Genomic DNA, 12,615 nt, shown 5'->3' with positions numbered 1-12,615 from the left:
TAAGAAAAGAAACAGTTTTTTCCAGGGCAATACCTGTGAAATTAATAAACCACTGACGGAAAAGCAAATGCTGACCCTAAAGAAAGGAAGAATTACTATGTATGATCCAAAATCGCTGAAAGCAGAAGAATTCATTTCCAACGAAGAAATTCTTGAAACTCTTGATTATGCGGAGAAAAACAAAGCCAATGTAGAACTGGTCGACCAGATCATTGCAAAGGCAAGGCTGGCAAAAGGCCTGACCCACCGGGAGGCATCTGTTCTCCTTGCCTGTGACATTCCGGAAAAGATACTGGAAATCTATGATCTGGCGGAACAGATCAAAAAGGATTTCTACGGAAGCCGCATCGTCATGTTTGCCCCTCTTTATCTTTCTAATTACTGCGTAAATGGCTGCACCTACTGTCCATACCACTTAAAAAACAAGCACATTGCCAGGAAAAAGCTGACCATGGAGGAAGTGGAAAAGGAAGTCATCGCCCTTCAGGATATGGGACATAAACGGCTTGCCATTGAAGCAGGTGAGGATCCTGTGAACAATCCCATCGAATACATCCTGGATTGCGTCAAAACCATCTATTCCATCAAACACAAAAACGGCGCTATCCGCCGGGTCAATATAAACATTGCGGCAACTACGGTAGAGAATTACCGGAAGCTGAAAGAGGCAGAGATCGGAACCTATATTCTCTTTCAGGAAACCTACCACAAGGAAAGCTATGAAAAACTTCATCCAACAGGCCCCAAGCACGACTATTCCTACCATACTGAGGCCATGGACCGGGCCATGGAGGGCGGGATTGATGACGTAGGACTGGGTGTTCTTTTTGGTCTGGAGCTGTACCAGTATGAATTCGCAGGCCTTCTGATGCATGCGGAGCATCTGGAGGCAGTCCATGGTGTAGGACCTCATACCATCAGTGTTCCCCGTATCAAGAAAGCCGATGACATTGATCCCGATGCCTTTGACAATGGGATTGATGACGAAATATTTGCAAAGCTTTGTGCATTGATCCGGATTTCGGTTCCTTATACCGGAATGATCGTTTCCACCAGGGAAAGCCAGAAGGTAAGAGAACAGGTGATCCGTCTGGGAGTATCCCAGATCAGCGGCGGTTCCAGAACAAGCGTGGGCGGCTACCAGGAGGAAATCCGTCCCACGGATACGGAACAGTTTGACGTATCGGACCAGCGTTCCTTAGATGAGGTGGTCCATTGGCTCATGGATATGGGCTATATTCCTTCCTTCTGCACGGCATGCTACCGGGAAGGGCGTACAGGAGACCGTTTTATGAGTCTTTGCAAAAGCGGTCAGATCCAGAACTGCTGTCAGCCCAATGCCCTGATGACATTAAAAGAATATTTGATGGATTACGCTTCCGAAGATACGAAAAAAGTTGGTGAGGCCCTGATCGCAGCGGAGTTAAACCATATTCCAAAGGAAAAGGTGCGTCTGATTTGTGAAGACCATTTGCAGAAAATAGAAAAAGGAATCAGGGACTTCCGTTTCTGATCCCGCGGGCAGCCGCCAAGGTTAAGCTTGCTTGACTTTGGCTCACTGCCAACGCGGAAATTAACGGTAGGGAGAGGAGACAGGCATGGGACTTAATGAAACACCATCCTCTGAGCGGGTGCACATTGGCTTTTTTGGCCGCCGCAATGCAGGAAAATCAAGCGTTGTCAATGCAGTGACAGGGCAGGAACTGTCCGTTGTATCGGAAATAAAAGGAACTACCACGGATCCTGTTTACAAATCCATGGAGCTTCTCCCCATGGGACCGGTGGTCATCATTGATACGCCGGGCTTTGACGATGAGGGCGCTCTGGGAGAGATGCGGGTAAGGAAGACAAAGCAGATCTTAAACCGGGCTGATTGTGCGGTCTTAGTTGTGGATGGGGCCGTTGGAAAGACAAAAACCGATGAAGAATTGATCCTTCTGTTTAAGGAAAAGAAGATCCCCTATGTGGTTGCTTATAATAAATGTGATTTAACCGGAGCCCAGACCCATGACGACGGACTTTCAGTGAGCGCGTCGGAAGGTCTGTTCATTCACGAATTAAAGGAACGGATCGGCAGTCTTGTAAACACCGGGGATACAAAAATGAGGATCGTGGGAGATTTACTGAATCCATATGACCTGGTGGTTCTGGTGATCCCTATTGATAAGGCGGCGCCAAAAGGCCGCCTCATCCTGCCCCAGCAGCAGGTGATCCGGGATATTCTGGAGGCCGGTGCCATATCTGTGGCAGTGCGTGAAACGGAATTAAAAGAAACCCTGGCAAGGCTGGGAACCAGACCTGCCCTGGTCATTACGGACAGTCAGGTCTTTGAACAGGTAAGTAAGGATACGCCGGAAGAGATCCTTCTCACCTCTTTTTCCATCTTGCTGGCCAGGTATAAGGGCTTTTTAGAGGATGCCGTGAAGGGGGTGGCAGCCATCGGGGATTTAAGAGATGGAGATAAGATCCTGATCTCTGAGGGTTGTACCCATCACAGGCAGTGCGACGACATTGGGACCGTAAAGCTTCCCCGCTGGCTTCGGCAGTATACTGGGAAAGAGCTCTTGATAGAGACTTCCTCCGGACGGGAATTTCCGGAAGACTTGTCATCCTATCAGCTGATCATTCACTGCGGCGGCTGTATGCTGAATGAAAGGGAGATGGAATACCGCGGAAGGTGTGCGTCGGATGCAGGGGTGCCTTTTACCAATTATGGAATTGCGATTGCTTATATGAAGGGGATTTTAAAAAGGAGCATAAAACCGCTTCCGCATTTGGAAGAACTGCTGCCTTAAAAGTGCCTGGACTTATTGACTTATGGAAATATTTATGATATGGTAAAGGCAATCAGATATGGGGGAGTAGTCAGCATGCGCGGGCTAATGCTTATCAGCATGCAGTTAAATCAACATCCTGAACAGTAATGTTCTGGTTTAATTTGAAAAGACAAGACCTGTGTCCTAATTTAGGGCCAGAGCTTGTCTTTTCGTTGAATATGACGGCTTCTCGATACAAAAGCGTACTAGTACGAAGGGAGATAAAATATGAACTTTTTATTGTCAGGCCTTACCTCTGTCACCGTTTCCCAGTTAATCATGTATCTCGTCGGTTTTTTGTTGATTTATCTTGCTGTCAAAAAGGGGTACGAGCCGTCGCTCCTTCTTCCCATGGGATTTGGGGCCATACTGGTCAACTTACCCATGTCCGGCGTGATCGATCAGACGCTTCCCGGTATCGGAAATACCCATGGTATTATCCAGTGGCTGTTTGAATCAGGGATCGAAGCCTCGGAAGCGCTGCCTCTTCTCCTGTTTATCGGGATCGGAGCCATGATTGATTTTGGGCCTCTGTTATCCAATCCCATTATGATGCTGTTTGGTGCAGCAGCCCAGTTTGGTATTTTCTTAACGATTACCGTGGCTATTTTGCTTGGGTTTAACCTTTCTGACGCGGCCTCCATTGGTATTATCGGTGCTGCTGACGGCCCGACCTCTATCCTGGTATCCCAGATACTCAAATCAAATTACATTGGGCCAATTGCAGTAGCGGCTTATTCCTACATGGCCCTGGTTCCTCTGGTCCAGCCATTTGCCATTAAGCTGGTTACCACCAAAAAGGAGCGCCTGATCCGGATGCCTTATAATCCGATGACGGTATCCAGGAGGATGCGGATCCTGTTTCCAATTGTAGTGTCCATGATTGCCGGATTTGTGGCTCCTCAGTCTGTTTCTTTGGTGGGTTTTCTGATGTTTGGAAATCTGCTCAGAGAATGCGGCGTGCTGGGCAGCTTGTCAGATGCAGCACAGAATATACTCGCTAATTTGATCACCCTGCTTTTGGGAATTACCGTCTCATTCAGCATGAGGGCGGAAGCGTTCGTTACCTGGCAGACCCTGATTATTCTGGGACTTGGCTTGGTTGCTTTTGTGTTTGATACCATAGGAGGAGTGCTGTTTGCCAAGTTCATCAACTTATTTAGAAAGAATAAGATCAATCCTATGATCGGCGCAGCCGGTATTTCCGCTTTCCCCATGTCAGCCCGAGTAGTACAGAAGATGTCCATCAAGGAAGACCCCACCAATCATCTGTTGATGCATGCCATTGGGGCCAATGTTTCCGGGCAGATTGCCTCTGTTTTGGCAGGCGGAATTATCTTAAACCTTTTAACCACATTGTTATGACCAGCAGCCATAAAAGGAATCTCTGCTGCCTGAAAGAAAGGAGCCAGCTATGCTTGAAAAATTTCTCCTGTCACTGGATATTATGTGGAAGGGAATGTTTAGTATATTTGTAGTTATCATCATTATCACATTGCTCATCATGGGATTTCGGTGGTTTGAAAAAACCATTTTGGATAAAAAGGAAGAGTAAAGTTATTTATGAAATGCCATAAAAGGGTTAAAATCACAGAGTATTGACAAACAGCCAAAACTGTATTATGATAACTCTGGTTTTATAAATTACCTTTTCTTTGCCACCGGGTAAAGAATTTAAAGGTGTTCTGAAATATTCCGTTAGGTCGTGGAAGGAATATTTTAAGAACACCTTTTTTATGTTTAAAGGAGGATAAGGGATGGAACAATCTGTATTAAAAAACTACGCCAGATATGTGAGCCTTAATATTCTGGGAATGATAGGGCTCTCCTGCTATATACTGGCAGATACCTTTTTTGTATCAAGGGCACTGGGCGCTGCAGGCCTGGCGGCACTGAATTTTTCAATTGGGATTTACAGCCTGATTCATGGTACCGGATTGATGATCGGTATAGGAGGTGCTACCCGCTACGGCATTTTAAAATCCCAGAATGAGGGAAAGCGGATAAATGCCGTTTTTACCGTCAGTCTAAAGCTGGGTATTTTGGCAGGAGTGCTGTTTGCAATCACAGGGGTCCTGGGCACCGGGCCTCTGGCTGTATTATTGGGAGCGGATGCAGCTACATTGCCTCTGACTGAGGCATATTTAAGCACCATACTTTACTTTGCGCCTTTTTTTATCCTGAACAATATCATGCTGGCATTTGTGAGAAATGATAATAATCCTAAGCTGTCGATGATTGCAATGCTGACAGGAAGTCTATCCAATATAATTTTGGACTATATATTTATGTTTCCGCTGGGAATGGGGATGTTTGGTGCAGCCTTTGCCACCGGTCTGGCACCCGTCATCAGTCTTGTAGTTTTATCTGCCCACTTTATACGGGGGGAAAGCGGTCTCCGGTGGTTACGAAGCAGAATTCAGTGGAAGGCTACCCATGATATCCTTGGCCTTGGCCTGGCCGCATTTATTACGGAGGTGTCGTCGGCTATCGTTTTGATCACCTTTAATCTGGTCATCCTGCAACTGGAGGGAAATTTGGGTGTCGCATCTTACGGGATTGTAGCCAATATAGCACTGGTAGGAATCTCGGTTTTCACTGGAATTGCACAGGGAATACAGCCGCTGGTCAGCAAGGCTTATGGCTCAGGGAATGGTATTATTATAAAAAAACTGCTTCAATATGCGGTCATCACCTCCCTGGCAATAGCGTCAGCAATTTATTCCCTGGTATTTTTCTGTTCGGATCAAATGATCAATGCATTCAACAGTGAGCAGAATGCCGCAATTGCACTTCTTGCCAGGGAAGGGCTTAGGATCTATTTTGCCGGTTTTTTCTTTGCGGGAATCAATATTATTGTATGCATGTATTTAAGTGCAGCCGAGCGTGGGCTGAATGCCTTTATTGTTTCGGTGGCGCGGGGCTGTGTTGTTCTTGTTCCCATGGTGCTCATGCTGAGCCGGATCTGGGGAATGACGGGGGTATGGCTGGCATTTGTTATGACAGAAGGATTGGTGAGTATTCTTGGAATGATATTATTATTTTGGAAAAAAGGCACAGATGTTTATAAGGATACTTTATAATCACCGGGACTCTTGCCGGTTACTTCCTTGAAGGCACGGATAAAATGTGCGGAATCATTATAACCCACCGCCTGGGCTATCTCGTAGATTTTCATATTGCTGTCCGCAATGAGGCGAATGGATTTTTCTATGCGGTAATTGCGCAGATAATCACGGTAAGTGAGGCCGGCCTTGCTTTTAAAAAAGGAAGAAAAATAGCTTTTATTCATATAAACATGAGCTGCCACGTCTTCTAAGCTGATGCATTCATTGTAGTTTCTTTCGATGTAGGATTTTGCCTTTTCAATGATGCAGTCCTCCTTATTCTGCAGGGAATGCAATACAATTTCAACCAGATGATTCAGGGAACAGTATAATTCTTTCTCGAGAATCGAGAGAGAAGGAGCATTCTCGATTTGGCTGAACAGATCGTGTTCACTGAATTTAAGCCCGCTGACCGGCTCAATATATTTGGGATTCTGCCGGATCAATGCATAGATTGAGTTATTCAGTGTTTTTTTTGTCTCTTTTACCGGCGGCTTCCGATGATTAGTGACAGCAAAGAAAAGACGGAGATAATGCAGGGTATTCTTCATGTCATAAACCGCCAGGGAATTCATTGCCTGATGGATAAATTCGGAGATATCCTCAGCAGTACAGCCTTCATAAGCAGGGGTATAGGGGAGGTCGTAATAGCCGAATTCAAACCAGGTGAGGCAATCCTTAAACCCATCGGAGCACTGGTGGAAGGTGACGTATTGTTTACTGAACTTAAACTTATAACCCTGGACAGCCATATATTCCCCAAAGGAATGGAGGCTGTCCAGGCAGCGGGGGATATCCGTATCAGGAAACAGCATAAATACAAAGCAGGAGGCCATTTCCCCTGTTACGATCTTGCGGTATTGGATATGGGACCGGTTCAGGCAGTGATAAAGGTCCTCACGCAGACCTTCCTGAAGCTGAAAAAGCTTTCCGGAATAAACCGCATCCAGCTTAATGCAGCCGACGATACAGGAAGAGCCGGGGGTCAGGGAATACTTTTCTTCAAATGCAAGCATATGCTCGGTCTTTTGCATGGGATTTTGCAAATAGGACTCCAGTAATTGCTGCATGTTAAGGGGATAGTTTCGTCCTGCAGAACTGCTCTGCTCTGACATGACCTGGGCAAGCAAGCGGTATAAGAGCTGATACAGCACCGGAAAATCAACAGGCTTTAAAAGATAATCGGCTGCACCCAGACGAAGAACATCCCTTACCAGATTAAAGTCGTCATAGCTGCTTAAGACAACACTCTTGCAGGTGATATGATGCTGTTTGATAAAATCCAGCAATTCAATCCCGTTCATAACCGGCATCTTAATATCGGTAATCAGGATATCGATGGTATTGCATCTTAAGATATCAGCCGCGATGGCCCCATTCCTGCAGCTAAGTACGTTTAACTTGTTTTCAAATTCCTTTTCTACCGCATGGGCAAGCCCCTCCAGAATATCAGGATCATCATCTACGATTAAAATATAATTGCTTGTCATATGCGCCTCCTATCACTTTCTGCTCAAACGATTTACTCTTCTGTGACCGGAATTTTAATGGTTACAGTTGTTCCCTGGTGAAGCCAGCTGTCAATGAATAAATCATACTCTCTTCCGTAATAGAGTTGAATTCTTTTCTTGATATTCTTTAAGCCGATACTGTGAAAATCGGTATTCTTATCCTCTAAGTAATCACGCAGCAGGGCCAAATGTTCTTCATCCATTCCGTTTCCATTGTCTGAAACGGTGAAAATCAAATTTCCGTCTTTTTTATATCCCCATATTTGAATAGAACCATTGGCGGCATCATCAATAATACCGTGATTAATACTGTTTTCTACCAAAGGCTGCAGCAGAAGCTTAAGCATCCGGTAGGAAAGAATTTCAGGATCCAGACTGGTGCTGATGGACACATTGGTGTAGCTTAGCTTGATTAAACGGATGTATTCTTCCAGATGAGCATATTCTTCTTCTACAGTTACCAGTTTATTGGCCTCGGAGACACCAAATCGGAGAATCTTTGCCAGCAGTTCGCACATGGTTGCCAAATGGGGGTAATTGGCATTGAGAGAGGCCATCCGCATCCGGTCCAGGGTATTGTATAAAAAATGGGGATTGATCTGAGAACGCAGCATCTGCAGATTCAAATCCTTTTCAGCCAGGCTTTTTTGATATACCTGCTTTGTCATTTCTCTGTAGGATTTTATGACTCTCTTGGTAATCATCCAGGACAGCAGAAGATTAGACAGGAAAATAACCAGGATGATCATCAGAAAAACAGGACGCAGGAAAGAGGAGGACTGGGTGATATCTTTTTTATCCGTAGCGATGACGCTGTATAAGGTATGATTGTCATTGGCAGTCAGGTAATACGCATATGGATCTCCGGCTTTTGGAGAGTGTATTTCCTCCCAGGTGATATCCCTGAACCCGTCGGAGGAAAATAATAACTTTTTATTTGCATCAAAGCAGGCAAACTGCTGGGAATCAAATAATTTGTTGCATTTAAAATCATACTGGAGATCAGTGATGTTAATACCGGCTAAGATGATGGCTACTGGTTTGGACGCACTGATATTATTCAAAACCCGCCCTGCAAACAATAGCCTGTTGTTCACCTGGTATCCCAGATCCTCCGCTTCTTTTTGGGTGATAAAGGAAAGGGCTCCCCGGTTGTCTTTTAAGGTGGTGACCCAGTCATTTTCGGGCAATTCCATCAGAAGGTGGTATTTCTGGTCGTTGTATTTGTAGCTCATTAAATCCCCTTCCGGACGATATAGGAAGAGGCAGTTCAGCTGAGGAAATAAGATGGTAAGCTGATAATATTTTTCAATAAATAATCCATCCACCCTCCCAGGATTTTCTTTTTGTCTGGCACGGGATTTTAAATAGCTCCAAAGAGATGGGGACACCTCGTAGGCTTCACTGCTGATCAGGGATTTGGTAAGTGTATCCAGGGCATTGGCGGTATGCTCAATATTGGTCATCAGGGTGCCGTTCAGCTGCCTTACCGCTTCCTCGGTCTTATGCCGCTCCAGATTCTGGTACGTGCCCGTGATAATGATGTATGCACCCAAAAGTACGATGGTTTCCAGTATCAGCATCAGCTTCAGCTGTATGTTCATCTTGGGTGAAGAAAGCTGGATTTCTGGCTTCTTCGTCATGGGGGTGTCCTTTCTTTGGTGATTTATGGCGTAGGGGGATATTCCGCGGATCTGTATTCGGCGTTCGTGCCGATGGGCTATACCATAAGTCCGCAGTGCAGCTGGCAAAACCGTAGGTTTTGCCAGCTCACGGGCATTCGCCCTATGAAGCATGCCAGAAGAAGATTTTCTTATGTGCGGGCACAACGAAAATCTTCTTCTGGCATGCTTCGCACTGCTCATTGCTTTCGTGGACATTATATCATAGAAAAGCCGGGATTAAGAGCATACTTTTACAGTTCAGAAGAAATGGCAATAAGTTCAGAAGATATGGCAAGCATATTAAGATGGAATCCTTTATAATGAGCATGCGAGTTAAAACAACAGCAATTTAAAGGAGGTTTCTTATGAAAAAGTATGTATTGGGTGTTGGGCTGGGGATCACGCTGATGGCACTGAGCCTGGTTGGCTGCGGTCTGGCGTCCCAGACGGCGGAGCAAAGTGGTAAGGAGGCAAAAGGAGCTGCCGGTTCTAATGGGGGAAATGGGAAGGAGGCTTCTGCCGATGGGAAAGTGGAGCTGGAATTTTTTAATTGCAAGGTAGAGGGAGAAGCGGTATTTAACAAAGTAATTGAAAAATTTGAAGAGGAACACTCCAATGTGGTAATAAAACAGACAGCACCTGCAGATGCGGAGACGGTATTGTTCACCAGGGTTTCAACCGGAGATGTTCCTGATATCATGTCGGTCTATCCGGCAGAAACGGCATACCACACCATGATGGATGATGGGGTGTATACAGAACTGACTGGCGAGGAATGGCTGCACCGGGCATCGGACAGTGCTCTGCAATTCTCTACCTGGAACGGTAAAATATATGCAATGCCTTTTGCTTTGAATTCGTTTGGAATTTATTGTAACAGGACCATGTTTAAAGAAGCAGGTTTGGAGTTACCAGCTACCTGGAGTGAATTGATGGACGTATGTGAAGCCTTCCAGGCAAAAGGTATTACACCCTTTACCTTTGTAGATAAAGATCCGGGCTATCTGGCACAGGAAGGAGAAAGAATCGTTGGTATTATTAAAAATGATGTTTACATAGATACAGAGACCGTAGGCACCACTGACGCTTCCTTTAACGACGCAGATAAGCCTTATTTTAAGGAACTTGCACAGGCATTGCTTAAAACCAGGGAATATGCAGGAGACACCCTGTCCTATGGTATTGAACAGTGCGTTGCTGATTTTGCTAACGGGAAGATCCCTATGTTTGTTGCAATAACAGCCAAATACACGGTAATACAGCAAAACAACCCTGATTTGGACTTCACCTTAATTCCCTATCCGAGTCCGGTAAGTGATGACTATAAGATTCCCATCAACGTGGATATCGCTTATGGCGTATCCAGCAAGACCCCTCATCAGGAGGAAGCAAAAGCGTTCATTGAATTCTTATCAAGACCGGAGATCTATCAAATGGTAGCGGATGAAGAAGGAACCCCTCCGGTAATCGAAGGAGTAAATTATACGATTGAACCCTTAAAAGGCATCAAAGAAGTCATTGACAGCGGAAACACCTTCCTGACCATGGTCAATTTCTGGCCGTCGGGATGGCGTTCTGAATGGTCTGTATATGTGCAGCAGCTTATTTCAGACAAAAATACAGACAATTTCCTCAAGGAGACGGATCGAATCTGCAAGGAAAAATATGCAGCCCAATAACAGCAGATAGAAGCGGACTGTGTCGGCAGCCGGGCGGCTTGCCATAAATAAAATGGCTATTGTAACGGAGTACTTACAGTAGCCATTTTTTAGAAAGGTAGAAAAATATATGAAGAAAAGGAAAAGGATAAAAGAAAGAAATATTACGATGTTTGCTTTTTCTGTTCCGGCAACGGTATTATACATTCTCTTTTTTATCTATCCGGTAGGTGCGGGAATCTATTACAGTCTGACTGACTGGAATGGATTGACCAGTCAATATCAGTTTGTCGGAATAAAGAATTATATCAGAGTGCTGTTCAGCAGTCGCTTTCAGAATGCAATTTTGTTTAACTTCAAATATACGGTTCTGTTAGTTGTAAGTATCGTTGGGCTCAGCCTGACCATGGCTCTTATCTTAGACAGTAAAATCAAGGCAAAGGATTTCTTTCGGGGAGCATACTTTTTTCCGGCGGTTGTCAGTATGCTGACGGTAGGCCTTATATTTAATGAGGTATTTTTCCAGGTCCTCCCCCAGATCGGACAGCTGCTTCATATAGAATGGCTGAGCAGGAGTATGCTGTCCAGTTCTAAAACAGCAATTTATGCGGTTCTGATCACCAATGTATGGCAGGGAATTGCGATCCCCACGGTGTTATTAATGGCAGGCCTGCAGAATGTTCCCCAGGAGCTTGTGGAATCGGCCTCCCTTGACGGCGCCAGAAGATGGGAAGTATTCAAATTTATTACCTTTCCTTTCCTGCTTCCAGTGCTTACCGTGGTTATGGTATTAGTGATTAAGGATGGTTTGACGATATATGATTATATTGTTGCATTAACAGGCGGAGGGCCCGGCGGAGCAACAGAAAGTACAGCGCTGCTGATCTATAACCATGGTTTCAAGGAGGTCAATTTCTCCCTGGGTATTGCAGAAGCCGTGGTTGTGACCGTTATTATATGCTCCATTTCATTTATACAGATAGCCTTTAGCAATAAGAAGAGTATATACCAGGAGGAAGAGGGATGAGCAATAAATTGAAAAGTACAGCATTGTATCTCTTCCTGATCATCGGTGTTATTATGATTGCATATCCGGTCTATTTAACTGTAATAACCTCGATGAAGACTCCCCAGGAATTGAGCCAGAGCTTTTTTGCATTGCCAAAGCGACTTAATTTAGATAATTTTCTTGCAATTGTAGCAGATTCCGGTTATCCAAGGACCGTCCTAAACACCCTGGCGATTACGGTGTTCGCTTCCCTTGGAACAATAGCAGTTATTCCCATGGTCTCCTATGCAATTGCCAGGAGCATGAGGGAAAAAAGATATTATAAATATCTCTATTTCTTTTTACTGGCAGGTATCTTCGTACCGTTTACGGTAAAAATGCTTCCCTTAGTTAAGGTTATGTCGGTGATGGGTATGCTGAATATCCCCGGACTAATTATTGTATACATATCAAGCGCGGTCTGTGAAGGCGTATTCCTCTACGTGGCCTTCATACAGGGCATCCCCATGGAATTGGAAGAAGCAGCATATATTGACGGAGCGTCGACCTGGAACATCTACGTCCATATCGTCTTTCCCCTACTAAGCCCCATGACGGCGACGGTATTGATCAAAAACGGGCTTTGGTTCTGGAATGACTTCCTTCTCCCTCTGCTGACCTTAAATAAGTCACCGGATTACTGGACCCTTACTCTGTTCCAATATAACTTCAAGATGACACACGCCATTAACTATCCAATGATTTTTGCAGCTTTCCTACTGTCCATGCTGCCGATTATGGTTTTTTATGTGTTTATGCAGAAAAAGATCATCGGCGGCTTGACCAACGGCGCGGTGAAGGGCTAGAGGCC

The 12,615-nt window shown here is 45.0% G+C and carries 10 protein-coding genes; 8 read left to right on the top strand and 2 right to left on the bottom strand.

What is annotated here, in order from left to right; genetic code table 11:
- The first annotated feature begins 97 nt into the window (after nt 1-97).
- The 5 genes from hydG (at nt 98) to AC27IJ_RS03955 (ending at nt 5,899) form a co-directional block, all read left to right on the top strand.
- Nucleotides 98-1,513, top strand: coding sequence for a [FeFe] hydrogenase H-cluster radical SAM maturase HydG (hydG, locus tag AC27IJ_RS03975; protein WP_313259985.1), 1,416 nt, complete (start codon nt 98-100; stop codon nt 1,511-1,513).
- Nucleotides 1,514-1,598: 85 nt separating this feature from the next.
- On the top strand, nt 1,599-2,795 hold the full coding sequence (gene hydF, locus AC27IJ_RS03970; RefSeq protein WP_312447304.1) for a [FeFe] hydrogenase H-cluster maturation GTPase HydF: 1,197 nt from the start codon (nt 1,599-1,601) through the stop codon (nt 2,793-2,795).
- A 249-nt stretch (nt 2,796-3,044) separates the two neighbouring features.
- Nucleotides 3,045-4,181: a sodium ion-translocating decarboxylase subunit beta gene (locus AC27IJ_RS03965; protein WP_312447302.1), complete on the top strand. Its 1,137-nt coding sequence runs from the start codon at nt 3,045-3,047 to the stop codon at nt 4,179-4,181.
- A gap of 49 nt (nt 4,182-4,230) precedes the next feature.
- On the top strand, nt 4,231-4,371 hold the full coding sequence (locus AC27IJ_RS03960; protein WP_312447299.1) for a hypothetical protein: 141 nt from the start codon (nt 4,231-4,233) through the stop codon (nt 4,369-4,371).
- Nucleotides 4,372-4,573: 202 nt separating this feature from the next.
- Complete coding sequence (locus AC27IJ_RS03955; protein ID WP_487147574.1) at nt 4,574-5,899, top strand: MATE family efflux transporter; 1,326 nt, start codon at nt 4,574-4,576, stop codon at nt 5,897-5,899.
- Here the strand turns inward: AC27IJ_RS03955 and AC27IJ_RS03950 are convergent.
- Both AC27IJ_RS03950 and AC27IJ_RS03945 read right to left on the bottom strand, forming a co-directional pair.
- Complete coding sequence (locus tag AC27IJ_RS03950) at nt 5,881-7,413, bottom strand: response regulator transcription factor (RefSeq protein WP_312447296.1); 1,533 nt, start codon at nt 7,411-7,413, stop codon at nt 5,881-5,883. The genes AC27IJ_RS03955 and AC27IJ_RS03950 overlap by 19 nt on opposite strands.
- Before the next feature lie 32 nt (nt 7,414-7,445).
- Nucleotides 7,446-9,077: a sensor histidine kinase gene (locus AC27IJ_RS03945; protein ID WP_312447294.1), complete on the bottom strand. Its 1,632-nt coding sequence runs from the start codon at nt 9,075-9,077 to the stop codon at nt 7,446-7,448.
- A 386-nt stretch (nt 9,078-9,463) separates the two neighbouring features.
- Here AC27IJ_RS03945 and AC27IJ_RS03940 point away from each other — a divergent pair, with 386 nt between their 5' ends.
- The 3 genes from AC27IJ_RS03940 to AC27IJ_RS03930 all read left to right on the top strand — a co-directional run bounded on the left by AC27IJ_RS03940 (nt 9,464) and on the right by AC27IJ_RS03930 (nt 12,610).
- Nucleotides 9,464-10,777 carry an ABC transporter substrate-binding protein gene (locus AC27IJ_RS03940; protein ID WP_312447293.1) on the top strand — a complete coding sequence of 438 codons (1,314 nt, stop codon included), beginning with the start codon at nt 9,464-9,466 and terminating at the stop codon, nt 10,775-10,777.
- 109 nt (nt 10,778-10,886) lie between these two features.
- Nucleotides 10,887-11,783 carry a carbohydrate ABC transporter permease gene (locus tag AC27IJ_RS03935; protein WP_312447292.1) on the top strand — a complete coding sequence of 299 codons (897 nt, stop codon included), beginning with the start codon at nt 10,887-10,889 and terminating at the stop codon, nt 11,781-11,783.
- Nucleotides 11,780-12,610, top strand: coding sequence for a carbohydrate ABC transporter permease (locus AC27IJ_RS03930; protein WP_312447290.1), 831 nt, complete (start codon nt 11,780-11,782; stop codon nt 12,608-12,610). The genes AC27IJ_RS03935 and AC27IJ_RS03930 overlap by 4 nt, the downstream gene beginning before the upstream one ends.
- Nucleotides 12,611-12,615 lie beyond the last annotated feature (5 nt).

The organism is Lacrimispora sp. YZC11 (genome assembly GCF_057543815.1).
Note: the sequence above shows the minus strand (reverse complement) of the source record. Positions and strands in the feature narration are given on the sequence as shown.